19 protein-coding genes and 1 pseudogene are annotated in these 23,425 nt (G+C 62.3%); 6 read left to right on the plus strand and 14 right to left on the minus strand.

Going from position 1 to position 23,425, the window contains the following annotated elements; all coding sequences use genetic code 11:
• Positions 1 to 42: 42 nt before the first annotated feature.
• A complete protein-coding gene (locus tag ACFQ50_RS06055) occupies positions 43 to 1,287 on the minus strand; it encodes a CaiB/BaiF CoA transferase family protein (RefSeq protein ID WP_377994624.1) in 1,245 nt (414 codons plus the stop codon).
• A 106-nt stretch (positions 1,288 to 1,393) separates the two neighbouring features.
• Here ACFQ50_RS06055 and ACFQ50_RS06060 point away from each other — a divergent pair, with 106 nt between their 5' ends.
• Positions 1,394 to 2,317: a LysR substrate-binding domain-containing protein gene (locus ACFQ50_RS06060; RefSeq protein ID WP_377994625.1), complete on the plus strand. Its 924-nt coding sequence runs from the start codon at positions 1,394 to 1,396 to the stop codon at positions 2,315 to 2,317.
• A gap of 658 nt (positions 2,318 to 2,975) precedes the next feature.
• Positions 2,976 to 4,223 (plus strand): multicopper oxidase domain-containing protein, encoded by a 1,248-nt coding sequence (locus ACFQ50_RS06065; protein WP_377994626.1) that lies wholly within the window; start codon positions 2,976 to 2,978, stop codon positions 4,221 to 4,223.
• 1,217 nt (positions 4,224 to 5,440) lie between these two features.
• Here ACFQ50_RS06065 and ACFQ50_RS06070 read toward each other — a convergent pair.
• The 3 genes from ACFQ50_RS06070 to ACFQ50_RS06080 all read right to left on the minus strand — a co-directional run bounded on the left by ACFQ50_RS06070 (position 5,441) and on the right by ACFQ50_RS06080 (position 7,749).
• Entirely contained in the window at positions 5,441 to 5,977 is a 537-nt protein-coding gene (locus ACFQ50_RS06070) for a hypothetical protein (protein ID WP_377994696.1), read from the minus strand.
• Positions 5,978 to 6,242: 265 nt separating this feature from the next.
• Positions 6,243 to 6,875: an MBL fold metallo-hydrolase gene (locus ACFQ50_RS06075; protein ID WP_377994627.1), complete on the minus strand. Its 633-nt coding sequence runs from the start codon at positions 6,873 to 6,875 to the stop codon at positions 6,243 to 6,245.
• A 427-nt stretch (positions 6,876 to 7,302) separates the two neighbouring features.
• Positions 7,303 to 7,749, minus strand: a complete 447-nt coding sequence (locus ACFQ50_RS06080; protein ID WP_377994628.1) for a ubiquinol-cytochrome c reductase iron-sulfur subunit — start codon at positions 7,747 to 7,749, stop codon at positions 7,303 to 7,305.
• Positions 7,750 to 7,960: 211 nt separating this feature from the next.
• On the opposite strand from ACFQ50_RS06080, the gene ACFQ50_RS06085 reads away from it, so the two are divergent.
• On the plus strand, positions 7,961 to 8,257 hold the full coding sequence (locus ACFQ50_RS06085) for a hypothetical protein (protein ID WP_377994629.1): 297 nt from the start codon (positions 7,961 to 7,963) through the stop codon (positions 8,255 to 8,257).
• Between the two features lie 1,294 nt (positions 8,258 to 9,551).
• Positions 9,552 to 9,854, plus strand: coding sequence for a YciI-like protein (locus ACFQ50_RS06090; protein ID WP_377994630.1), 303 nt, complete (start codon positions 9,552 to 9,554; stop codon positions 9,852 to 9,854).
• 194 nt (positions 9,855 to 10,048) lie between these two features.
• Here ACFQ50_RS06090 and ACFQ50_RS06095 read toward each other — a convergent pair.
• The 7 genes and pseudogenes from ACFQ50_RS06095 to ACFQ50_RS06125 form a co-directional block, all read right to left on the minus strand.
• Positions 10,049 to 10,583, minus strand: a pseudogene (locus tag ACFQ50_RS06095) (recombinase family protein).
• A gap of 224 nt (positions 10,584 to 10,807) precedes the next feature.
• The gene (locus tag ACFQ50_RS06100) at positions 10,808 to 11,587 is read right to left on the minus strand and encodes a fumarylacetoacetate hydrolase family protein (protein WP_377994631.1); all 780 of its coding nucleotides are present in this window, start codon (positions 11,585 to 11,587) and stop codon (positions 10,808 to 10,810) included.
• A gap of 92 nt (positions 11,588 to 11,679) precedes the next feature.
• Positions 11,680 to 12,066, minus strand: coding sequence for a YkvA family protein (locus tag ACFQ50_RS06105; protein WP_377994632.1), 387 nt, complete (start codon positions 12,064 to 12,066; stop codon positions 11,680 to 11,682).
• Between the two features lie 209 nt (positions 12,067 to 12,275).
• A complete protein-coding gene (locus tag ACFQ50_RS06110) occupies positions 12,276 to 14,465 on the minus strand; it encodes a hypothetical protein (RefSeq protein ID WP_377994633.1) in 2,190 nt (729 codons plus the stop codon).
• Between the two features lie 68 nt (positions 14,466 to 14,533).
• Positions 14,534 to 15,337 carry a carbohydrate ABC transporter permease gene (locus ACFQ50_RS06115; RefSeq protein WP_377994634.1) on the minus strand — a complete coding sequence of 268 codons (804 nt, stop codon included), beginning with the start codon at positions 15,335 to 15,337 and terminating at the stop codon, positions 14,534 to 14,536.
• A gap of 151 nt (positions 15,338 to 15,488) precedes the next feature.
• The gene (locus ACFQ50_RS06120) at positions 15,489 to 16,424 is read right to left on the minus strand and encodes a carbohydrate ABC transporter permease (RefSeq protein WP_377994635.1); all 936 of its coding nucleotides are present in this window, start codon (positions 16,422 to 16,424) and stop codon (positions 15,489 to 15,491) included.
• Positions 16,421 to 17,713 carry an ABC transporter substrate-binding protein gene (locus ACFQ50_RS06125; RefSeq protein WP_377994636.1) on the minus strand — a complete coding sequence of 431 codons (1,293 nt, stop codon included), beginning with the start codon at positions 17,711 to 17,713 and terminating at the stop codon, positions 16,421 to 16,423. Before ACFQ50_RS06125 ends, ACFQ50_RS06120 begins: the two co-directional genes overlap by 4 nt.
• 184 nt (positions 17,714 to 17,897) lie before the next feature.
• On the opposite strand from ACFQ50_RS06125, the gene ACFQ50_RS06130 reads away from it, so the two are divergent.
• Positions 17,898 to 18,650 carry an IclR family transcriptional regulator gene (locus tag ACFQ50_RS06130; RefSeq protein ID WP_377994637.1) on the plus strand — a complete coding sequence of 251 codons (753 nt, stop codon included), beginning with the start codon at positions 17,898 to 17,900 and terminating at the stop codon, positions 18,648 to 18,650.
• Between the two features lie 96 nt (positions 18,651 to 18,746).
• Positions 18,747 to 19,790: a LacI family DNA-binding transcriptional regulator gene (locus tag ACFQ50_RS06135; RefSeq protein WP_377994638.1), complete on the plus strand. Its 1,044-nt coding sequence runs from the start codon at positions 18,747 to 18,749 to the stop codon at positions 19,788 to 19,790.
• 154 nt (positions 19,791 to 19,944) lie between these two features.
• Here ACFQ50_RS06135 and ACFQ50_RS06140 read toward each other — a convergent pair whose 3' ends face one another.
• The 3 genes from ACFQ50_RS06140 to ACFQ50_RS06150 form a co-directional block, all read right to left on the minus strand.
• The gene (locus ACFQ50_RS06140; protein ID WP_377994640.1) at positions 19,945 to 20,175 is read right to left on the minus strand and encodes a hypothetical protein; all 231 of its coding nucleotides are present in this window, start codon (positions 20,173 to 20,175) and stop codon (positions 19,945 to 19,947) included.
• An 817-nt stretch (positions 20,176 to 20,992) separates the two neighbouring features.
• Positions 20,993 to 22,396 carry an MFS transporter gene (locus ACFQ50_RS06145; RefSeq protein WP_377994642.1) on the minus strand — a complete coding sequence of 468 codons (1,404 nt, stop codon included), beginning with the start codon at positions 22,394 to 22,396 and terminating at the stop codon, positions 20,993 to 20,995.
• A 226-nt stretch (positions 22,397 to 22,622) separates the two neighbouring features.
• Positions 22,623 to 23,414, minus strand: a complete 792-nt coding sequence (locus ACFQ50_RS06150) for an IclR family transcriptional regulator (protein WP_377994643.1) — start codon at positions 23,412 to 23,414, stop codon at positions 22,623 to 22,625.
• Between the last annotated feature and the right edge of the window lie 11 nt (positions 23,415 to 23,425).

Genomic DNA, 23,425 nt, shown 5'->3' on the forward strand with positions numbered 1-23,425 from the left:
GCGGGTGCTGGTTGCTTGTTGGGTGGCCGCTTCGGGAGCGGGCTAGCGTTGCGGCGACGACTGCAGCCACTGGAGGATGTCCCCTCGGTCTGCGTCGATGCCTGGCGGCACGAGGTCGTAGCTGGCGGGCGTCGCTGAAAAGGTGATCGGGTTACGGACCCCGGGGATGGTTTCTTCACCGGCGCCCACTTCCACTACCGGTTCCAGTCCCAGGCGCCGGGCAAAATCAATCCCACCGCGGACATCATTGATCGGAGCACATGGCAGCCGTGCCTCGGTGAAGATGTCGAACCACTCTGAGGCGGTCCTGACAGCCAGCAGGTCGTGCAGGATCGGGCGCAGTGCCGAGCGGTTGAGGCTGCGGTCCGGGGGTGTGGTGAACCGGGGATCGTCGGTGAGTGCGGGGGCGCCAATGACGTTGCAAAGCGTCCGGAATTGCCGGTCGTTGCCGATGGCCAGGACAATTTCCCCGTCTGACGTAGGGAGCGGTTCATAGGGGTAGATGCTGGGGTGTTCGTTGCCCATGCGGGTGGGCACGTTTCCGCTGAGCAGGAATCCGCCTGTCTGGTTAACCATGCCTGACAGGGCCGATGACATCAGGTTCACCTCGATGCGCTGTCCGCGGCCGCTCTGGCTGCGTTCGTGCAGGGCTGACAGCACGCCAATGGCGGCATGGAGTCCTGTGATGACATCAAAGACCGCAACACCGGAACGGTATGCAGGAAAGTCTGGGTCCCCGGTGAGGCTCATGAGCCCGGACATGGCCTGGACGAGCAGGTCGTAGCCCGGCAGGGCTGTTCCGCCGGCGGAGCCGAACCCGGTGATGGACGCGTAGATTACGGCGGGGTTGCGTTCAGCGATAGACGCATAGTCCAAGCCGAAGCGGTCAAGCCCGCCAGGCTTGAAGTTCTCAATGACGACGTCGGCGCCCGCAGCAATGTCTCTTGCCGTCTCAATTTCGTCGCTATCGCCGAAGTCCAGGGCGATGGACCTCTTGTTCCTGTTGATTGAGAGGTAGTACGTGGATTGGCCGTCATAGACCGGGGGCTTCCATGCCCGGGTTTCATCGCCGGAAGGGCTTTCGACCTTGATGACTGTGGCACCCATATCCGCCAGGAGCATGGTGCAATACGGCCCGGCGAGGACCCGGCTGAAGTCGGCAATGACAATTCCGGCCAAAGGGCCGCTCACCTCGCGGCCAAAGGCGTCCCGGCGTGCGTGGCCGGGTTGGCGGTCGTCGGCAGCCCCCGGAGCCGGGGGAGCGGCGCTGCTGCTCTGCAATGTCATGGGTCCTCTTCCATAGGGGGTTCGTTTTCACTATCCCATCGGTGATTACAGCGCGTCCAATACTTATTGAGCGTCAGATTATTGATACTTCTGCAATAATGGGGGAATGGAGATTCAGCAACTGCGGGTGTTCCTCGCCGTAGCGGAGGAATTGCATTTCGGCCGGGCGGCGACCCGACTCCATATGGCCCAACCGCCCGTCAGCCGGATAGTGCGGCAGTTCGAGAGAGACCTTGGGGTTGACCTTTTCATCCGGAGCACACGCAGCGTTCAACTCACCGCGGCGGGAGTGGCCATGATGGCATCAGCCGGCGAGATCCTCGCCGCAGCGGAGCGTGCAAGAGCCAGCGCGCTTGCCGCTGGCCGCGGGGAAGTGGGAGTGGTCAAGCTCGCCTACGCCGGCGCATCAACCCACGTACTGGTGGGAGTACTCGCCCGGGAAGTTCGGAAGATCCACCCTGGGATAGAAGTTCGCCTGAACAGTCAGGACTTCGCGCTCCCTGCCCTCGCCCGCGTTCTCCGAGGCGAAGTCGATATCAGTCTCGGCCGCTGGGATTTTGTGCCCGCCGGTGTCACATCCCGCATCGTCGTTGAAGAACACCTCGTCATGGCCGTCCCGGCATCTCACCGACTGGCCTCCCGGGAAGACATCCACATCGAGGAACTGGCTGGGGAACCGTTCGTCGCGCTTCCCCCGCATGAAGGGTCCGTACTGGGTGACCGCCTGCGCCGACTAAGCCTAGGTGCAGGGTTTGATCCTGACATCGTGCAAAGGGCGCCGGACTCCTGGACAGCAATGGCTCTGGTCGGGGCCGAAGTGGGATGTTCCCTGACGGTTTCCTCGGTTGCAGAAAATGTCACTGATCCACACGTGCGATTCATACGGGTCCTCGACGAGACCCTACCGATCTACCTGCGGATGGCCTGGCGGGGAGACTCGGACAACCCTGCCCTCCCTCCAGTCCTCTCGCTTGCGGAACAGGTCTGGCCCAGCCGAGCTCTTGTCAGTCACGCTGATGTAGAGCATTAAGCCCGGGCATCCGGTGGACTAACCACTGCAGCACTAGCAATTACTCGGGTCTTTAGGTCGTAATCGCCGTTTCCGGCGGCTGCCGGATCATATCTGATGGGCTCCGTTCAGGGAGAGTCGCCCAGGTATTCTCAGCAGCCTTGGTTCCCTTCCCGGATCCCTGGCTGCCGAGACGCGCCTCTGTCGGGCCGGTCGGAGGGGTGTATCGCCGTACGCCATGCCTTACCCGTCATCGGCCTTCATAGTCGCCCATGAGCGGATTCCCAAAACGGTGCTGAATGCGTGGATATTGGCATGGGATTCAACAGTGCACGTAGGCGCTGTCGCCCGGACCTTGCCAATATCGGGACACATGCGTTCTTTAGTCCGGTAAGACGATGCAGTCGAGCAGGATGGGTCGCGAAGCCACCGGAGCCGGGGGGACGGTGTTATGCGGCGGTGGGTGGCGGACGGCCTATTTCCGGGACAGGCGGGGAAGCTCCATCCATCTCCGGTGCCGGTTGGGAAAACCCTGCGCTGTTTCCCGGGCCTTCCCCCAACTGGGTGGTGGGCGGCCCGCCCGTATGAAGCCCCCAAGAATTTCACAAGCGGACACCCCTAACTTCGTGCCATTCGGGCCGGCCGTTGCGGCGGGCAACTAAATCAGGGGAGGAACGCCATGGAGAACCATGGATTTTTGAAGGCGCGGTCTCAATCGGTCCCGCCGGTATGGGTCATCGGGACGATTCTGCTGGGGATCCTGGCCGCGCTGGCGCCGCTGTTCCTGGCATCGGGAACGGCCACCGCCAGGGTCAGCACCGCTACCGCCTACGTGCCGCAGGCCCGCACGTACTACATCGCCGCGGATGAGGTGGAGTGGAACTACGCCCCCACGGGCAAGAACCAGATCACGGGTGAACCGTTCGACCCGGAGGCGTCGGTGTTCACCAAACAGGGCCCGGACCGGATCGGCAGCACATACATTAAGTCCCTCTACCGGGCCTACACCGACGCCACGTTCAAGACCCTCAAGCAGCGGACTCCGGCCGAAGAGCACCTGGGCTTCCAGGGCCCGGTGATCCGCGGCGTCGTCGGGGACACCATCAAGGTGGTGTTCAAGAACAACCTGGACCGGCCGGCGTCGGTACACGTCCACGGCGTGTTCTATGACAAGAGCAGCGAAGGCGCCCCGTACGCTGACGGCACGTCCGGCGCCGCGAAGAACGACGACGGCGTGGCCCCCGGTGCCACGTACACCTACAGCTACGAGGTCCCGGAGCGGGCCGGTCCCGGCCCCATGGACGGCAGCTCCGTGATGTGGATGTACCACTCGCACACCGACGAGGTGGCGGACGACTACTCCGGGCTGGTCGGCCCCATGGTGATCACCAGGGCCAGCAACGCCCGCGCTGACGGCACCCCGAACGACGTCGACCGCGAGTTCTTCCTGCAGTTCAAGGTCAGTAACGAAAACCACAGCCCGTACCTGCAGGAGAACATCGACAAGTTCACCGGCAAGCCCTCCACGGTGAAGACCGATGACGAAGGCTTCCAGGAAAGCAACATGATGCACTCGATCAACGGCTACGTCTTCGGTAACCAGCCGATCGAAACCATGACCATGAAGAAGGGCGAACACGTCCGCTGGTACCTCATGGGCATGGGCACCGAGGTGGACCTGCACACCCCGCACTGGCACGGCAACACGGTAACGGCTCTCGGCATGCGGACCGACGTTGTCAACCTCCTGCCCGCCAGCATGGTGGTGGCGGACATGGTGCCGGACGACGTGGGAACCTGGCTGTTCCACTGCCACGTCAACGACCACATCAGCGCCGGCATGATCACCCGCTACCGGGTCCTCAACGCCGACGGCACCCAAGGCGCCGTAACCGAGGCAGCACCCGCCCACGCCGCGGGGCACTAGGCACCTCCGGGCTCTGCTGGCTACGAGTCAATGGGCGTTTGCTGTCTTCACCCGGATTTCGAACGCGGGGTGTATGCCACCACCCATAACAAAAAAGCCGCCTGGGCCGGAGCGGTTGAGGTCCTGCCACAGCGCCTGCCAAGCGCGCGTGGCTCCCGGGCCGCTAGCGTCGTCCATGTGGCACCGACGCCTCCGGCGGTGCCATGCAGTAGCCGCTGCCCCCACCTCTTCAACCCAGCGCGGGGTGGGGCGGCGCGGCCCCGAGCTCCCCCGGAAGGTTGGCGACCTGAACCTTCAGCGAACGCTCGCCGGCCCCAGGCTCTACCTGGGCGGTTGCATCAGGGAGCGCTCGAGCCGCTGCCCCCACCTTTCCCAACCCCTGACTGCAACGGTATTGCTGTCTCAAGCATGGGTGGCGGCAAAACCCTTGGGGACAGGGCGGTGCCGACGGCGGTGCCTCGGAGACCCGGCGCCCCAGATGCCGTCGGTCCCTGCCTGATGAGTTGCTCATTAAGCCCACTGCATTGGCTTCGTCCTCAGCGGCGAAGTGGCTGCTCCTGAAGGGGAGTCGGAGACGGAGTAGGCGGTGGGCGAGGACCGATCGACAGGAGTTGGCCCCACTATGGCGACAGCCAACGGGTCAACGGCGCCGGCAGCACGGATGGCCCTTAATCGGGCAGGCCCGGCACCGGCATTTCTGACAGGTCATTCGTCGCTACGTTGATCTGGGCGGTGAGCCTCGCGTCGTCCCCCTTCGACTTTTGATTAAGCTCCGAAACCGGCGCGCAAGGGCCGCTGATCAGGAAACCTGACCCGTCTGGAGGGGGCGCGGTCGGAATGCGCGGGGGTCAGTGTGACGCCAGGCCCGGCGGGCCGGTTTCGAAGTGTCGCGAACAATTTCGGTTAGCCGGACAGTCAACTCGCACATGGGTTCCTTGGTGCATGCTGGATGCAAGCCTGGATATCGCCCTCCGGGGCTGTCTGCTGCATTTCTTCTCCGGTGGTGAGCAGCAGCACTTCAGTGGGGGGTGCTGCCGGGCCCAGCGCTGCTGGGGGAGTGCGTACTGGACCCGGCCGGTCCCGGGTTCTCAGGTCGCGGCACCTTCAACTTCAGGACCGACATAGTCTTGCCCCTGGATCTTGGGATGCGCACGAGGCCCTGTGGCGCAAATGGTCCCGGTAGCGCTCAGAACTGAGGGGATGACCCCAAGGTTTATCTAAGGAATTTGTGTCGAACCGCAAATCAGGTTTCCTCGGTCTACTAAGAAAACGAAGGTGACCCCCCCTGCGGAAATAGGCATGAGGTTGGGCTCGAATCCGAGCGCGAGAATTCGGCGCTGGAGGCGTTTTCTGGCGCGTTCGGGGTTCTTATTGTCGTTATGATCGATGCCAGGTTCGTCATAGGCGACTCCGTCGTGGAGCATGTTCCAGACGATGACGAGCAGCGTGTGTCGCCGACTAGGCGCACCGAGTGTTCCGGCGCGGATTCCATGGTTGCGTTCGTGTCGGTGTTCTTCACGTTTGGCGTCCTCCGGGCGTTTCCGCTGCGGTTTGAGGGCCCGGATGGGCAACTGCAGGTACGAGACGTGCTGACCACCGGAGTGGATGACGTGCCTGCCGGTGTTGGTTCCAACGTAATCGCGGATGGCGGGCATCAGTGTCCCGAGCAGGTTGGGGGAGCTGATGACAAAACAGAGTTGCTCGCCGGGGTGGAACGCGATCTCGATCTCGACGATCGCGCCCGGTGAGGTCATGGGCCACGGCGCTCGGGGTGGGTACGGTGAACGCCTGCAGCGGAGTTCCGTGGGCGTCGAGCATCTGCACCAGGACGAACAGGTCCATGTCGTCGGCGCCGTCGGTTTCGACCCGGAGGTGTGCCTTCGGGTAGCCGACCATCACCGTCTCCTGACCGAACCGGGCCAGGAATGAGACCGCGTTGGGTTCGCTGCGACGTCGTAGCCCCTTCCGCCAAGCTGGCCGGGCAGTCGTCGGCAATTAAGTTCACTCCCTGGTGATGGTTCACCGAGGGGCTGTGACTTCTGGTGTCCATGGCTTGTGCTGGTGAGCGAGCCAAACCATTGCAGGGTTCAGAGAACGAACCAGTAGCTGGCCCTCCGTGCGGGGATTGTCGAGTTCGTCGAACCAGACTGCCGTGTCTCCGGCGATGACGGTCGGGCCTTCGTCTCCGTCGATGACAACGACTTGTGAGCCCCGGGTGTGCCCTGGCGCTGAAAGGAGTCGTAGTCCGGGAAGGAGTTCCAACTCGCCGTCGACGGTCACGTAGTGCATTCCGGGCGGGTCCACCCATTCGGGGATGGTGTAGTCATTCTGGTTGCGGGCGTCGTCGAGTTCCTGGCGCTGCACGTAGATGGGCTTGCCCGCGAAGAGGTGATTGCCTCCGCAGTGGTCGAAGTGCAGGTGGGTGTTGACGACGATGTCGACACTTTGGATGTCGAAGTCCTGTTCCTGCAACGGGTAAAGGCGGGGGTCCATGTCGGCGACGGCAGGATGAAGCTGGGTCATGCCGGTGTCGACCAGCACACGCGCGTCGGGGTGGTCAATAACGTGCACGTAGACCGGCATCGGTTCGCCTTCGGGAACCAGCTCGGCCACGCGCACGGCGGTGACAGGGATTGCAGCAGTGGAATTCACTTCTTTACCTCAGTTCCAGATGGCCTCGACGTGTCCGGGAGCTACAGACCGACGAGCCGAGGCTGCCCGTCTGCTGCCCTGGTCCAGAATCCCATCCGCCGAGGCGTCCGTCGAGCAACTGCACCGGAACCAGGGATCCTGATTCGGTGCGCCGGACCGTTTGATTCCCCGTCGTTATTGAAAACGGCCCTTTCACGGCCCTCCCGCGGGCGTTTCGTAACGCGGCTAAGGGAAATTTCGTAAAGAAGATGGATACTCAGCCTGCCTGTAGTCAACCGGCCGATCGAATTGTCTAGCCGATAATCGTCGGGCTGCGGAGGGTACTACCTGTCCAAGTTGTCCCAGTCGTCGCCGAGCACCCACCGCAATGCTGAGAGCTGTCCCGAAACGAGGCCCTTGTTCCTGGCCGCCTCTCCTCGATCCGGTGTCAGGCAACGACCGTGATCCAGTCCCCGTCGATCGCGGCGGTCAGGCGCAGGAGAGGACGGCGCGCCGGCCCGCTGATGACGCTGCCGTCCGATCCGTTGAACGTGGAGCCGTGACAGGGGCATTCAAAGTTCGTACCGGCCGGCGCCACCGTGCAGCCGGCGTGGGTGCACGTTGCGTCATATGCCACGACCTGGCGGTCCTCAGGTCTAAAAACAACGACGGTCTTTCCGTTGGCTTTCCCCGTAGCGGAGCCGCCAACATTTACGTCACTGAGCTTGCCGATCCGGAAGGGACGGCCAGATGGAGCCGAAGCGCCGGGATCCGCTGGGACGGCGCTGCTGCCCGACGGTGAGACAGAGCAGGCGGACAGGGCCAGCGCGCCGCCCGCCGCGGCAGCCGTACCCAGCAGCAGAGACCGTCTAGCCGCGGGTTTTTCAGAATCCATGGAGCTATCATGTCAACTCCGCCTGAATATATGCTGCGGTCCGTGAAAACACCGCACGCCCCGACATGCGCCCACGCCACTCGACCGCCGGCGATACCGCCGACGGTTCCGGGGCCCGATTAAGGTTGACCGAAAGTATCTTGACATCCCTATCGGTGAGGTCTAGTTCTGGGCATGTCCACCACCCGTCCATACAAGCAAAGGAGCAAACATGGACGCCGCCCCATACGGAATCGTGCACTTCTTCCCAGGAGGAACCAAGGAGCAATACGAAGCCTCAATTGCCGCCGTTCATCCAGGAGAGGGGCTCCTGCCGGACGGCCAGACGTTCCACGCCGCAGGTCCTTCAGCCGGTGGTTGGACGATCATGGCAGTCCACGATTCGAAGGAAAGCTGGGAGAAATTCCGCGACGAAATCCTTATGCCGCGCATGCAGGCGGGTATCGAGGGCGGATTCACATCACCCCCGGACGAGACCGTCATCGACCTGTACAAGATCATGCCCTAACCATTCGGGAGGCGGCCTGCCGGGGTGTTCTGCAGGCGGCCTCCCGCAACTGAGCGAGGTCAGATCCCACGAGGTCCCTGCGGCCATACCTCGGGCGCCAGCCGAACGGCTGACAGACCGGCGGCCTATGAGGCATGCCGGACGTGAGCAGCTGCGGCTCATCTCCAGGTCGCCGAACCACTGCGCTAGACGCTGGCCACCAACGCCGGAGCAACGGGTACGCCTTGAGGCGGTGAAGTCCCTCATCGAGCCTGACATGCCGCTTCCTGCGGAGATTAGTTGACTCACCCTCCGTTCACCAGACAACTGGAATTGTTCATCAACTGAGGAGTTTCCGCGGGCCATTTCCATCCCAGTTTTCCGAACCCCGATAATCGAAATTCCGTCAAGCTGGAGGCGCCGGACCTTGGCTGTCTCGCTGGGCGAAGGTTCTAGTCATGGCCTCGTTGGTTGTGGTGGCCATGAGATGTTCGAAGGAGGTCGCCACGCTATGAGGTCGGCCAACGTGATTTGAAAACGTTCGACGGAAAATTTTTCTTCTGCTTGTCGTTGGTTGTTCATCCTGTTCCTCCTTTTCGGTTGTGGTGGACTGTTTTGCTGACTCATGGTCGGCCGGGGTTGGAACTGCATGACCTTCTGAAGTTGCCGAGCTAACTGTGCCGTGGTGTTGCCTGTTTCTGCCTCCACGCCTGTTCATGGCAGGGCTTTCGGCTGACTGCATGACTATCTGTGCTCACGTCTCTAGCTCTCCAAGGTTTGCCGGAAGCCACCGTCTGGACGCCATGAGAACAGGGCGAGGGATGCGATGGGTTGAGTGTCTGGGGCGCTGACAGCCGGGCGCCGTACGCGGGATTTGGACCGGCCGCGATGGCTTTCCGCAGGTGCGGGCGTGGTTGGACTCTAAGTCTTTCCGCCAGCGGCGTCAGGAACCGCTCTTTTGGACCCTAGTCTGACGGTTTTTTGAGAGGCTGCTGCCTGACGTCAGTTTGGGATTCCACAGCTTATGGCCATTGACACCTTGTGCCGCCCGGACTGCACGCCGGTTGCCGCTGGACGGATCGCCGCAGACCATCGCTGTCGGTTCCTATACCTATGGACTCCCTCATCGGGGGTGCGAGCCGCACTGCCATCCTCTGGGGTGATCGCTGCCGCCCTCGAACAGGGAACAGTGGCTTACGTATTCGACCTCCACGTCTAGACTTGTCGACTGAAGCGGTCGTCCCTTTGGCGTTCGAAGTGACTCGGGCTAAGTTGCCAGCAGCGCTCCCCTCGAAAATGAAATGGACTAACAAGAATGCACGCCGTGCTTGAATACAGCTACGAAGACAACTACCTTCAAACCCGCGAAGCTCATCGCTCAGACCACCTCAGGGCGGCGTGGGAAGCAGTCGAGCGGGGAGAGCTTCTGCTTGGCGGAGCCGTTGGTGACGGGCCGTTCAGTGGCTTGCTGATCTTCACCGGCGAGAACGCACTCGGGGCTGCAAGAGCTTTTGCGGCCGCCGATCCATACGTCACCGCTGGCATCGTGACGTCCTGGACCGCTCGCCCGTGGACAACCGTTGTAGGAAGAGATGCAACCACACCCGTTCGGCCCTAATGTCAGCAAATCAGAGGTACGGGTCGATCCGGACCTGCTTATGGATTGACGACTGGTCGAGGATGGCGAGGCGGTTGTCCAGGCACCCCGACCGGGCATCGTCCGGAGCGCACAGCTGCTTCCCAACTGAGGTACCTCGTCGCCGCGCTCGAGCGGGCCGAACCCGGCCTTAAGGAATCGGCTGAAGGGAGGGTTCAGGACAGCTTGGCCTGGCGCAGGTACTGGTACGCCGTTTCCCGGCTGATGCCGTAATCCGTGGCGAGGGCATACGTGGGACCCGTTGGCCGCCCGCCGCACCAGCACTGGTGCCGGTTCCGGCGTGAGGGTTTTCTTCCGGCCCTTGTAGGCGTCGCGCTGCCTGGCCAGGGCGGTACCTTCGCGCTGCCGCTCCCTGATCAGCGAGCGTTCGAACTCGGCGAAGGCTCCCAGACCGAGAGCATGAGGGTGGCCATGGGAGACCTCCCGGGTGAAAGCAAGTTCTCTTTATCGAACTCAACCCGCGCCCCTTTGCGGGTCAGGCACTGGACCAGGGCGCGCAGGTCATCAAGGTTTCGGGCCAGCCGGTGCATGCTGTGCACCACGACGGTATGCCCGTCACGGGCAAAGCCCAGGAGTTCTGCCAGCTGTGGTCTGGCCGGTCCCTGCCGGAGGCCTTGTTCGTGAACACCCGTCCAGGACATGGCCGTCGAGCTGGCGTTCCTCGTTCTGGTCCAGCGTGCTCACGCGCACGTACCGATCCCCTGACCGGCCACGCGAGCCTCCAACCCTGGTTGTGTCAGCTCGAGTTCCAGGGCCTTCCCAAAGGCGCGTCAAGGTGCCCGTCCTGGGGACGTCAGGTTGGGATGCAGTTCAGAGTCACGAAGGTGCGGCAACCTGGATGAGGTGCCGGAAACCGAGAGATAACCCGCGGTCGTTCTCATAGCGAGACCGGCCGGCTCCAGGCCGGCGAACCATCACCTTGCCAACTCCACAGGGTTGATCAATTCCCCGATGCCGTCCACGGAAACCGTGACCTTCTGGCCGGCAACCAGTGTTGTCCGTCCTGGTGGGCTGCCCGTTAGGATCAGATCTCCGGGTTCAAGCGTGAAAATGTCGGCTGCGTAAGCAATCAGCCCGGCTACGTCCAAAACCATGTCAGCCGTGGAGCCTCGTTGGACTATGACACCGTCCACGGCGCCTTGGACCATTACGTCCCGGGGATCCAGTTCGGTTTCGATCCAGGGCCCGACTGGGCAAAATGTGTCGTAGCCCTTGGGTCGGGTCCAGTGACCGTCTGTCATGTAATCCTTTGCTGTGACGTCGTTCACCACTGTGTAGCCAAACGCGTGGTCGAGCGCGTCGCTGTGCTGAATTCGGTGTGTCCGCGTGCCGATTACTACCGCGAGTTCGGCTTCTAGTTCAACTTCGCGGGCACCTGATGGGAGCAGGATCGTTTCGCCCGGTCCGATAACGGCGGACGGTGGTTTGAGGAAAGTGACGGGACTTCCCTCCCGCCATGAGGTCACCTTTGGTGCTCCCGTGAAGTTCTTGCCGAAGCCCACGATCTTTGTTGGGCCGGCCACAGGGGCGAGCAGTTGTACGTTTTCAAGGGGAAGTTCCTGTCCGGTCCGGGCAATAGAGAGGCCCGCGTGAAGTGGGTCCCCGTTGAGGACATGGAAAAGGAGTCCTTTCTCGCTGCCGGTGACGTGGCCGAAATGTTCTTCGTTGCCGATTCTGGCTCGGGCTATCCTCATTCCTTACCTTCCAAGTACGCGCGAATTCATTTATACGGGCTTCCTGTTCGGCCGCTCCCGTGACGGCTCAGGGGTGCTAATGCCGGCCAGGCTCAGGACCACGGCGAGGCCTGCGGGGTGACCGGCCAGTGCTTTGCAAATGGGTGGGCGCCCGCTGTGCGGATGAAAGAGCGCAGGACAAACGCCACGATGATCACGCCGTCGGCGTGCCCGATGAAGGGCAGAAAGTCGGGCACCAGGTCGATGGGCCATGCCAGGTAGACCAACAACAGGACCAGGCGGATCCGGATGCTGTGTTGGAGAGATCGGTCAGCGCGGAGCCGGCGCTCCAGGGTCGGGAGACCCGTCAGCCACAGGGCTTCCCTCATGCCGAGCGTTTCCGGGTGTCGACGGGCGTACAGCCATGGCAGGACCAGCAAAACCGCATATACGAGGACAACTCCACCGACGGCCGCTATCGCCGGTTCCAGCCAGCTCATTCATTGCCCTCACCGTACTGCGCATGGACGGCTGAAGTCCCGTATTTGGCGGTCCTGATTTAACGGCCCACCCCGTACGCGGTCCTCCACCGCCGAGGACTCGGGCACCACGGCTCAGTCCGCCGGCCAGGTGTCACCGCACCAGGTGCTTGATCTTTTACGAATGGGCAAGTGACCGGGCAGCGGGTTGCGTTGCCCGGTCACTCTAGTTACTTCCAGTCGATGACGAGCAGCTCGTGGGCGTGGACGGAGTCGACGGTCACGGAAATGGCGTCGCCGAGGTCCTTTACGGCCGCCGCGTCTGCGTCCTGGACACGAAGTCGAACAGCCGAAACGGTGCTGGACGCGGCCGGTTTTGCCATTCGAACGGTAACAGGACCCACCGGGTAGACGCGGTCCTGGCGTGCCGCGATCGTGGTTGTGGCGAGGGTGTTTGTCAGGTGGACGATGCTCCTGTCCTTCTGCTGGTAGGCGTTGACCGCGATACCGCCGGGACTTTCGGCTGAGACGCGGGATGCATCACCGATGGCCCAGCGGATGATCCCGGCAAGCAGAGACCTGGCATCGGGCAGCTGGTTGCGGTCGGCAATGCGGTCCAGATCTGCCAGTACCATCGCTGTCCGGCCCGTGCCTGATTCGCCTACGACGAGCGCGGGTGTGCTGCTGTCTGTTTCTCGCATCCAGGCGGTTTCGGGTGGATAGATGGGGAACCGGGGGATGAAGGTAGCCAGTGCTTTGAATCCGGGAAGCACGGTTGACTCGCGGAGGTAGCCTCCGAAGGAGACGATGTCGGTGTCATCGAAACCAGCCAGGGCCGGGTGCCGGTCCGGTCCCGCCTCTTCGGTTCGGTCTAGGGCTCCTCCCGCTGAGTTCCGGGACGGTTGAAGGCGAAGGTAGGTGTGGCTTCGGGCTGTTTCGAAGTTGAGGTCGGCTCCGTTCCAGTCGCCGTGGTCACCGGAGGCAAGGGATACGCCGAGGATTTCGGACAGGCCGTAGTCTTCGCGCGGTGTTCCGTCCTCGTCGTACAGTGAGGTTTCTCCGCTGGCGACGACGGAGCCGCCGGCGGCGTGGAATTCACGGACTGCGTCGATCTGGTCGTCGCTCAGGGCGCCGACGTTCGGGAGCAGGAGCACTTGGAAGCGTCCGGTCGCGGTCCGGATGTCCTCGGCGTGCACAGGTACATAGGTCAGGCCCGCCTCGACGAGAGCAGAGATGGCACCGCGGTACGGGCTGGCCGTCCGGGTCTCGACGGAAGCGCGACCGAAGAAATCGTGGTTGTCCGATGACCACACGACGCCGACATCGGCCACGGGTGTGCGGTCGAAGAGCACGTCCTCGTTTTCCTGGTGCCACTGGAAAATCGGCGGCGCTGTTTCATACTGCCGCCGGTCCTCGTGGAAGGAACCGATGTGGTGCCACCAGGGCTGGATGCCGCCGGCGAAGCCGTTGGCTGACCAGAGCCGGGCTTCTGCGGTAGGCATCGAGGCGAGGCGGAATGCTGGCCTTCCCAGGCTGTACATGGGCATGCTCTCCGGCATCACCGCGTCCCAGCCGACGAGTTCGTGCATACGCTTGCCTGCCTCGGCGTTCTGGTGGAAGCTGTCGCCTGGCCACCGGAACTGGTGGTCAAGCATGGCGAACGGCGAGCCGCGCAGGATGCGGCGCTGGTCATTGAAGCGTTCGGCCGCGTGTTTGGGGTCCCCGCTGAGCATGCCCATCCAGATGCAGTGCTCACCGCCTGCGGCAGTCGTCGCTTCATTGTTGCGGCGCCAGATCTCGACCCGGCGGTCGTAGTTCCAGCGGACCCACTGCCGGTAGTCCTTATCCTCCCAGTCGGTGCGCGCCGGCAGGTCCCGGCCGGCAGCGTCCCGGAAGCCGCGCCGGCAGTTGTCGCAGTAGCATATTTTGTCCCTCGGAAGACCTGCCCAGCTGTTGTCAGCGAAGCCGTCCGGTGCCGAGCGGCGGGTGATTTCCGCTAGCACTTTGAGCAGGTAGTCGTTGTAGTAGTCGCTGTTGACGCAGGTGATCCATTTATCTTCGGCCCGGTAGGGTTCTCCGTTTGCGTCGCGCGCCATCCATTCCGGGTGTGCCTGGAAGAAGTCCTCTGCCACCCGGTTTGAGTCCATGCGGGCGATGACGGACAGTCCTTCCTCCCGGGCGGAGGCGACGATACGGCCGTACAGGTCATTGTCGTCGCTGATGCCGACGGCCCTGTGGTGCAGGTCGAACTCTGAGGGGTAGTAGGCGACGATGCCTCCGGCGTTGACGATTACCCCGTCGATGCGCGTCCGCCGCCAGTAGTCCCGCCACCAGGCGTCATCGTAGCGCCTGGGGTCGATTTCCACGAGATTGGTCTGGCCCCATCGACGGCTTGTCCGGTACCACGGTTGTGTAGTCATGAATGCTTTTTCCTTTCAGTGTTTTGCACGAAACTGCATCGATCGCCGTCTGCCGGCAGGACCGGTGCTCACTTGAGTCCGCTCGTCGCGATGCCTTGCACGAAGTACTTCTGTGCCAGGAGGTACACGACGATGACGGGGACGACGGTGATGGTTGATGCGGCCATTAGAAGGTTGGTTGTGGAGAAGAATTGGCCTTGGAACTGCGCGAGTGCCATGGGCAGGGTCTGCAATTCGGTTGAGTTGATGAAGATGAGCGGGCCGAACAGGTCGTTCCAGGATTCGACGAACGTGAAGACGCCGACGGCGGCCAAGGCGGGTTTCACCTGGGGCAGCATGATCCGGGAATAGATCGAGAAGACGTTGAGGCCATCGAGTTTGGCCGCCTCTTCCAGTTCCTTGGGGAGGGTAAGAAATGCCTGCCGCATGAGGAAGGTGCCGAAGACCGGGGTCAGGACACGCGGGACCCAGAGGGGCAGGAACGTATCTACCCATCCGACCTGCTGGAAGATGATGTACTGCGGGATGATCAGCACGATAGAGGGGATGATGGCCGTTGCGAGGACGAGGGAAAACGCGATATCCCGTCCCCGGAACTCGAGGCGTGCGAAGGCGAAGCCCGCGAGCGAGGAGACCAGCAGCACGCCTGCCACGTTTACGACGGCGAGCATGGCGCTGTTCATGAAGAATGGCCTGATCGCATCAAAGGCGGCAACGTAGTTCTGCCATTCCCAGGTTTGCGGGACGAAGCCCATCGGGTTCTCGGCGATATCCTGTTCGGTCTTCAGCGACGCGGAAACCATCCAGATGAGCGGCGTGATGAAACTGATGGCCAGCATCATCATCAGGAGCAGCTTCCCGCTGCGACCCATCAGAGCTGCGGGGCGGACAGGCTGCCGTGGGCGGCGTGCCGGTGTCGCCGACCACGAGGATCGTGCCGGAGGCACGTCCCCTGCGGTAAGGCTTGGGGAACTGACGCCGGGGGTGGTTGTGATAGGGGGTGTCACGGTTCTCTCGCTCTCGTCAGTTGTAGAAGACCCAGCGCTTCTGCAGCTGCAGCTGCAGGAACGTGACGGCCGCGATGATGATGAACAGGATCCAGGCCATCGCGGAGGCGTATCCGAGGTTTCCGAAGGTGAAGGCGTTCTGGTACAGGTAGTAGATGTAGACGTTGGTGGCCTGGCCCGGCCCGCCCTTCGTGAGCACGAAAATGAGCGCGAATACCTGGAACGACGTGATGAACTGGGTGACCAGGACGAAGAAGATCTGCGGAGTGAGCAGCGGCAGGGTGACGCTGAAGAACCGCCGGACCGCCGTGGCACCATCGACCTTCGCCGCTTCGTGCAGGCTTTCGTCAATGCCATCGAGGCCGCCGAGCAGGATGATCATGGGATAGCCGATGCCCTGCCACGCCGAAATCACGATCACGGCGATGAGTGCCCAGTTCGAGTCCGTGAACCATGCGGGACCGTCAATTCCGACCAGGGCCAACGCGCTGTTGAGGAATCCCTCCGGGGCGAGGAGCTTTCCCCAGACGAGGCCGATCGCGACGATGCTGGTGACGTACGGCGTGAAGTAAGCAGTCCGGAACACAACGTTCGAGACCCTGCTTTTGCCGTGACAGAGCAAAGCCAGGAGGAGAGCGCCCACTGTCGTGAGCGGGATGACTCCGAGGGTGAACAGCAGTGTGTTGCGCAGTGTTGTCCAGAACAGTTCGTCCTGTCCGAGGTCGGCATAATTGTCGACTCCCAGGAACTGCGGATCAGTGATGCCGTCCCAGTTCGTGAAGGACGCGATGATCGACACGATCACCGGGATCAGCTGGAAGGCCACGATCCCCAGCATCAGCGGACCGATGAAGACCCACCCGACGAGTCCGGAACGGCTGCGCTTGCGTGTCCGGCCACTGTTCGTGCCCGTGGGGCGGAGCCTGGCCTTGAAGGCCGTTGTCACACTCATGCCAACGCTGCCTCGACCTGCGAACGGGAACTGGACAGCGCCTCTTCGACCGTGATCTCACCGATGAGCGCCTGCTGCAGTTTTGGCCTGTAGATCGCCACGGCTGCAGCCGTTGCGGTCGTCGAGAAGACGTTGCGGTTGTGTGCGGCTGCTTCTGCGAACAGCTGGACGTTCGCCGGAGCGCCGGCGCCTGGAACGATTGACTCGGCTGCTTTGCGGCTGAGAGGCACACAAACGCGCTTCTCGGCGAATGCCTTGCCGCCTTCAGGGCCGGTGATGTACTTCAGGAACTCCCATGCACCGTCCGGGTTCTTCGCCTTGGCCGGTATAACCATGAGGATCATGGAGCCCTCGGTGAACTGATTTACGCGAGCGGGGATCGGTGCGATGTCCCATTCAAAGTTTTTGATGTTCTTCTCGAGATAGGTGCCAATCGACATCGCAGAGAGCAGCATTGCGCTCTTGCCGGCTGCGAAGAGCTGCTGTTCGGCTTGCTCGGCGGCGATGTCGGCCCACGGAGGCGCGACCTTGTGCACGAGGCTCAGGTCGGCGGCCCACTGGAGAGCTTCTACCCCCTGCGGGTCGGCCAGCGTGAACTTTTTGCCGTCCTCGGAGAAGATGCCGTCCCCGCCGTTGTTCGTGGACCAGATGTTTTCGAACGCGGTGTCTTTGACCACGATCGTGCCCCAGACATCCTTCGTCGTGAGTGCCTTCGCGGTTTCCAGGAAGTCGTCCCAGGTCCAGTTCTTGGAACTCCAAGTCGTCGGCGGAAGGGGCACGCCATGCTTCTTGAAAAGCGTCTTGTTGTAAAACATCACGCGGGGAGCGGTGCCGATCGCGAGCCCTGCCCGGCCGTTGGGCAGCGCCGTGAAATCGAAGACCTTCTCGAAGTAGCCGGAAGGATCGACGTTGTCTTTCTTGACGTAGGAATCGACGTCCAGAATGGTCTTCTTGTCCGACATCTCGCGAAGGAAGTCATCGTTCAGGCGCATGAGGTCTGGCGGTGAACCTCCAGCGATCAGTGTGCGGAACCTGGTCTGGTAATCGGAGAACGGGACGGGCGCCTGCGGGCTGACTGTCAGGCCGCTCGCCTTTTCAAAATCACTTTTGATGGAGCCGAAAACGAGGTCGTTCACGCCATCAGCCCAGCTCGCGCCGGTGACCGTCTTGGCGTTACTGCCGTTTCCCCCTCCAGGGGAACCGCAACCGGCGAGGAATAAAGCACCGGCTGCGCCGCCGCCTGCAAGCAAAAGGCTGCGGCGGGAAATAAGGGGAGTCCTGCTGGTCATTTCCTGAGTCCTAACTGCCGTAGTTATGTCGCGCGTCGCTGCGCGAGATTGGGGATGACTTGTGGATGAAATGAGAGGAATTTTTCGGTAGAGTAGATTACTCAATCGATTTAGTTAGTGACCTTAGTCTCGCTGCGTCGGTAGAGTCAATGATTTTTCTTGTATTAACCGCGAAAGGACTTTCATGGAGCATCAGGAAGGCCAGCAGTCCATCACCTCGGTAGTCCGCGCGTTCAGGATCCTGGAGACGTTGGCCCGGCTTGGAGGGGAAGCGAGTCTCAGCCGTGTGGCGACGGAACTGGATATGCCGGTCCCCACGGCTTTTCGGGTCATGCGCACCCTTGTCGCCGCCGGCTATGCACGACAGCTTCCATCGAAAAGCTATGGGCTGGGCCCGGGCCTGATCCGACTGGGTGAAGATGCCTCGCAGCTGCTCGGCTCGTGGGCGCGCCCTGCGCTCGAGGCGCTAGAACAGCGTCTGTGTGAGACATCGAACCTCGCCATGCTGGATGGCGACATGATCGTGTACGTTGCCCAGGTTCCCAGCCGGCACCAGATGCGAATATTTACCGAAGTGGGCCGCCGGGTCTACCCGCACTCGACCGGGGTGGGCAAGGCAATCCTGGCGGCGTTGCCGGACGACCGTGTGCTGGACATCATCCGTCGAACGGGCCTGCCCGCGTACACGCCAACGACCGTCACCACCGAAAGTGCGCTGTTCGAAGAGCTGGCGCTCATACGCTCGCGTGGCTATGCAGTGGATGAAGGCGAACAGGAACCCGGCGTTCGCTGCTTCGCCCGGGCAGTCGAACGGGTCCGCACTCCTACCGCCATCTCGGTCTCGGGCCCTGCCGCCCGCGTACTCCCAAGCGACTCAGCACGCTTCGTTGCAGCGCTTGAATCTGCCGCAGCCCAGTTACGGGAGGTTCTCACTTAGGATCGGGAAGTCTTTGCAGTTTCATCCTTGGTTCTGTCGGCGCTCCCATTGGCGTGTTGATTACTCTTTATCTATCTGCCCTAGGAGGCCAGCTACATGACTGAGGTCAGCAGACCTGTGAAGAACGTGACCATTGCCGACGTCGCTGCACGCTCGGGAGTGTCACCGGCCGCCGTCTCCCGGGTATTCAATGGACGGGGAGGGATTTCCTCAGCCACGGAAGCCCGGATCAGAAGGGCGGCGGAGGAACTCGGATGGACGCGCTCAAGTGCGGCAGTTGCTCTTCGTAAATCCAAAGCAATGGCTGTAGGCCTTATCCTGAACACGGATATCACCGGCCCCGATGTCATGCCGATGCCGCCACAGGTGCTGATGGGCATCGAGCACGTGATCACCAAACCCGGGTATGGTCTGTTGCTGCACGTCTTTTCCAATGACCCAGAAGAAGAAAACCAGGCATACAAGCGCCTGGCAGCCGACAAACGGGTGGACGGCGTCCTGATGACAGGCGCGCGGGTAGAAGATACCCGCTTCCGCCTTCTGGCAGAGCTCGGCTTGCCGGCGGTTCTCATCGGCCCCACACCGCCAGGGGTTGTCTTTCCGCACGTGGAATACGATCCCCCCGGCGCCGGCGTCGAAGAGAGCGTGCGGCACCTCTTTGCCCTGGGCCACCGCCGCATCGCCTATATCGGCGGCCCGCTCTCCAGGGTCCAGCCAAAGATCCGTGCTGAGGCGTTTCTGGACGCCATGTCGGCCGTAGGACTGCAACCGGTGCTGACCGTTTCTACTGACTACACCGCGGATGCCGCGGTATCTGCGACCAAGGAGGCCATGACCCGCGCAGACACGCCAACGGCATTTATCTATGGGGCGGATGTTATGGCAATGGCCGGCATTCACTATCTGCGTGGAACGGGGATAGAAGTTCCCCGCGACGTTTCCGTTGTGGGCTTTGACGACCAGCGGTTAGCGGAATATATGAACCCTGGCCTCACTACGGTGGCCCGGAACAGCATGCAACGTGGCGCGCACGCAGCCACCGAACTGCTCAGGATTCTCGGGGTGGACCTTCCCGAGCCAGGACCGCTGGACGCACCGCGCCTGATCGTACGGGGCTCAAGCGGCCCGGTCCCTGAATAATTGGGGGCTCTGGCTGTATCCATTGCGGCGCGTGTGATGCCGGAGAGCGGGCCTAGCGTGGCGAGCCCGTTGGACATTCTCAAGGAGTACCTTCCAAAAAGTGGGCTCTTTCTGTTTTCGCTTTCGAAGGTTGAGCGTTTTAGCCCGGCTGGGTTCAACCGTGTGCGGTTCGTTCGTATGTCATGCCGTAGGGGACTGCTGGATCAAGTCGAAGTGTCAGATGGCCGGGGGAGTGTTTGGTGACGAGGATTCCCCGGTCTCCATAGGTACGGGCCATCATTTGCAGGTGGCGCTCCCCGGACTCCAGCAGGGCCTCGATTTCGGCGAGGCTGGAGGCCCACATGGTTAGCTGGGGGCGCTCTGTCATGAGGTCGGTGTTGGTCATGATTCCTCTTCGGATAAATGAACTATTCGACGATATGTTGGGCTCAAATGGGCTGCCCGGACGCGCCGCCTTGAGGCAGCCAGGGGGAAGACGGTACCGGCGCTGTGCGGTTTCGTCCTTGAATTGGTTCCGGGTCCGGCGCCCGTGCAGGACATTGGCGACTGTTGTCTGGGGGCTGTCCCAGGCATCGTCATGGCCGCCTTTGAGGAGTACGACGGGCCAGTTGTCGGCCAGCGTGAGCCGGGAGGAACCAAATAACGGCATGCCCACTCAGCAACGAACTAATCGCCATGGCTGCTGCCTTTCAGCCCGAAGACTCTGGCGGCGGTTCAGGCCCATGTCCCCTTCCCCGGACACTGCGTGGGGGCCTGCAGCCCAGGTGGAGGGGCTCTGAGCAGATCCGCCCCGCTCCTAGCGGAGAAGTTCAGTTACTCGGGAGCTGGGGCGGCTGGTCTGACGTCCCAGCCATCCCCTCGATGGAACATGCGTCGTCCGCCCCCGTACGTTCGGTGAGAAGTGGACCGCCCAACGGCAAACGACGGGACCAACCACAGGATTTCGCGGTCGTTCGTGAAGTCGTCGACCGGACCGCTTGCTATGACGGCCTCGTCGTCGAGGACTTGTATTTCATCGCCCCTTCCGAGGGTGTCCCAGCTCGAGATGTTGCGACTCATGGTGGTGACTCCTTGCATTCATGTTCTCTGCGGCACAGGTTCGGGCCGGCTAGCTGTTGACACCGCCCCGGGGTTTCCTGGAGAAACCGCCGGGGCAGTGAATTATTTGGGTATGACTACTACCTGTTGTCGACGCTCGGGCCCTACTTCGAAGCCACAACGGGCCGGGACTCGGGAGCTGCAGCGTGCTGCCTGGGGTCCAGCGACTTGAACATCTTCGGGAGCAGTGCGGTGAGTACGGCGGCGACGATCAGGAATCCGCCCATGAGGAGGCTGGGCGCCACGTAGTTGCCTGTGGCGTCTTTGAGTGCTCCGAACACGGTGGGGGCGACGAACCCGCCCAGGTTGCCGAGGGAGTTGATCAGGCCGAATGCGGTTGCAGCTGCTGCGCCGGTAAGGAAGAAGCCAGGGATCTGGTAGAAGGGTGCGCTCTGCGAGGACAGGCCGATCATGGCGACGCAAATCGCGACCATGATGAGCACGGGTTCGTGCAGAACGGCGGAGACACAGATCCCGATGGCCCCCACGATCGCCGGGATGGTCGCGTGCCAGAATCGCTCGCCCGTCTTGTCGGAGTGGCGGGCCCAGAGGATGGCTGGCGCGATGGCGACGAGTGCCGGTATGGCCACCATGAGACTGACCTGAAGGGTGGACATTTTGGTGCCGGCCTGGGTCTGGAAGGCCACGATCATCAGCGGGAGGAAGAACGCCAGGGCGTACTGGCCACATTTCAGGCAGAAGTAAATGAAGGAGAGCATCAGGACCCGAATATCGCCCAGGGCCCGGAACACGCCCTTGCCGGAGTGGCTGGATTCCACGAGGGCGTGTTCCGCTGCGATGGAACCCTCGAGCCAGTTCCGTTCGCGATCTGTCAGCCATTTGGCGTCGGCTGGACGGTCCACAAGCTTGAACAGGCACGCTACGCCGACGAGCATTGCCGGGATGCCTTCGATGACGAACATCGCCCGCCAGGACTCGATGCCGAAGTAGTGGTCGGGTGTCAGCAACAGGCCGGTGAGAGGGGAGCCGAGGACGCTTGACAAGGTGCCGCCGAGCACGAAGAGCGAGAGCATGGTTCCGCGGTATTGCTTGGGAACCCAGAGCGTGAAGTACAGGATGACGCCGGGGTAGAACCCGGCTTCGGCGATGCCGAGGAGGATGCGGAGGACGTAGAGGCTGGCTTCGCTGTTGACGAAGCCGGTTGCTGCTGCACACGCCCCCCAGGTGATCATGATCCGGGCCAGCCATTTGCGGGCACCGACCTTGTACTGGATGAGGTTGCTGGGCACTTCAAAGACGGCGTACCCAACGAAGAGCAGCCCGGACGCCAGCCCGAAGGCCGCAGTGGTCAGGCCCAGGGACTCGTTCATCTGCAGGGCAGCGAGACCGATGTTGGTTTTTTCCAACGAATTAAAGAAATAGGCAATTGCCAGGATCGGTACCAGGCGCAGGGTCACTTTTCGAATCGTCGCGCGCTTTTCAGCCGACGACAACTCCTGCAGTGCGTCGAACGCAGCGAGGGCTGCGTTAGTGGGTGTAGTAGTCACGTCACTCCTTTGTGTTGTGCCCCACATTCGGGGCCTAAGTATTGATACGCCCATCCGTTTCGGCGCGGCAGGTGCTGTCCCGGATGTTGGGACGTCAATGACGACGCGTTCCACTCTGCGGGCCGATGCTTGCCTGGCACAACGACCAGAAGGCAAAGGGATTCGTGCACCCCTTCGTATCTTTTCCGACGGCGCTGTTCTGTTCAGGCGAGCTGCGCTGCGCTGCTCAGGAGGCGACGCGTCGCCGGGGGCGTTTGGCAGTGCCGATGGCGCTGCTGAGGGCCATGGCAGTGGCCAGGACCGCGGGTGCGTAGCGTTTGGCAATAGCGAGTTCGGTGGCGCCGGTGACGGAGATGGCGCCGGCCACCGGGCCGCCCTGGCCGGTGAAGACCGGTGCGCTGACGCAGAAAAGACCGAGCCGGGACTCCTCGACATCGTAGGCGACGCGTTCCCGGCGAACTTCCCTCAGTTCCTTCCGCAGCTCGGCGGGGTCGGTGATGGTCTTCTCTGTCTGCTGCAGCAGCGGTCCGTTCAGGACCGAGTCAACGAACTCCGGATCACTGAACGCCAGAATCGCCTTGCCCAATGCGGTTGCGTGCATCCTGGCGCGGCCGCCGACGCGGGAGTGCGGAACCTTCAGGGTCCTGGTGGTGATCTTTTCGATGTAGAGGACCTCGTTGCCCTCGCGGATCGCGATGTTGCTGGTGAGCTTGGTGACTTCGTTGAGGTTGTGGGCGAACGGGAGCGCCAGATCCCTCAAGGTGCTGGAGGACGGGACCAGCGATCCCAGCTCAAAAAGACGTACGCCCAGGCTGACACCGCTGGCATTGCGCTCCAGGGCTCCCCAGTCGATGAGGTCCAGTACGAGCCGGTGCGCTGTGGACTTGGGGACGCCGGAGCGCCGGGCAATTTCGCTGATGCTGAGGACCTGGTCGGGGGAGGTGAACAAGTCAAGAAGCGCGAGGCCGCGCGATAGTGAGGACGCGGAACCGGCGTCCTGCTCTGCGGGACGGGGCATGGGAGGCTGCC

The organism is Arthrobacter sp. NPDC056493 (genome assembly GCF_042795115.1).
In the GTDB taxonomy this organism is placed as follows: Bacteria; Actinomycetota; Actinomycetes; order Actinomycetales; family Micrococcaceae; genus Arthrobacter.

Bases quoted from the DNA above. Each gene is read 5' to 3' on its own strand.
- ACFQ50_RS06105 (WP_377994632.1), bottom strand. From the start codon at position 12,066: ATGAGCTGGCTGGAACCGGCGATAGCGGCCGTCGGTGGAGTTGTCCTC.
- ACFQ50_RS06060 (WP_377994625.1), top strand. From the start codon at position 1,394: ATGGAGATTCAGCAACTGCGGGTGTTCCTCGCCGTAGCGGAGGAATTG.
- ACFQ50_RS06055 (WP_377994624.1), bottom strand. From the start codon at position 1,287: ATGACATTGCAGAGCAGCAGCGCCGCTCCCCCGGCTCCGGGGGCTGCC.
- ACFQ50_RS06065 (WP_377994626.1), top strand. From the start codon at position 2,976: ATGGAGAACCATGGATTTTTGAAGGCGCGGTCTCAATCGGTCCCGCCG.
- ACFQ50_RS06115 (WP_377994634.1), bottom strand. From the start codon at position 15,337: ATGGGTCGCAGCGGGAAGCTGCTCCTGATGATGATGCTGGCCATCAGT.
- ACFQ50_RS06070 (WP_377994696.1), bottom strand. From the start codon at position 5,977: ATGACCTCACCGGGCGCGATCGTCGAGATCGAGATCGCGTTCCACCCC.
- ACFQ50_RS06100 (WP_377994631.1), bottom strand. From the start codon at position 11,587: ATGAGGATAGCCCGAGCCAGAATCGGCAACGAAGAACATTTCGGCCAC.
- ACFQ50_RS06130 (WP_377994637.1), top strand. From the start codon at position 17,898: ATGGAGCATCAGGAAGGCCAGCAGTCCATCACCTCGGTAGTCCGCGCG.
- ACFQ50_RS06090 (WP_377994630.1), top strand. From the start codon at position 9,552: ATGCACGCCGTGCTTGAATACAGCTACGAAGACAACTACCTTCAAACC.
- ACFQ50_RS06085 (WP_377994629.1), top strand. From the start codon at position 7,961: ATGGACGCCGCCCCATACGGAATCGTGCACTTCTTCCCAGGAGGAACC.
- ACFQ50_RS06110 (WP_377994633.1), bottom strand. From the start codon at position 14,465: ATGACTACACAACCGTGGTACCGGACAAGCCGTCGATGGGGCCAGACC.
- ACFQ50_RS06125 (WP_377994636.1), bottom strand. From the start codon at position 17,713: ATGACCAGCAGGACTCCCCTTATTTCCCGCCGCAGCCTTTTGCTTGCA.
- ACFQ50_RS06120 (WP_377994635.1), bottom strand. From the start codon at position 16,424: ATGAGTGTGACAACGGCCTTCAAGGCCAGGCTCCGCCCCACGGGCACG.
- ACFQ50_RS06080 (WP_377994628.1), bottom strand. From the start codon at position 7,749: ATGGATTCTGAAAAACCCGCGGCTAGACGGTCTCTGCTGCTGGGTACG.
- ACFQ50_RS06135 (WP_377994638.1), top strand. From the start codon at position 18,747: ATGACTGAGGTCAGCAGACCTGTGAAGAACGTGACCATTGCCGACGTC.
- ACFQ50_RS06140 (WP_377994640.1), bottom strand. From the start codon at position 20,175: ATGACCAACACCGACCTCATGACAGAGCGCCCCCAGCTAACCATGTGG.
- ACFQ50_RS06150 (WP_377994643.1), bottom strand. From the start codon at position 23,414: ATGCCCCGTCCCGCAGAGCAGGACGCCGGTTCCGCGTCCTCACTATCG.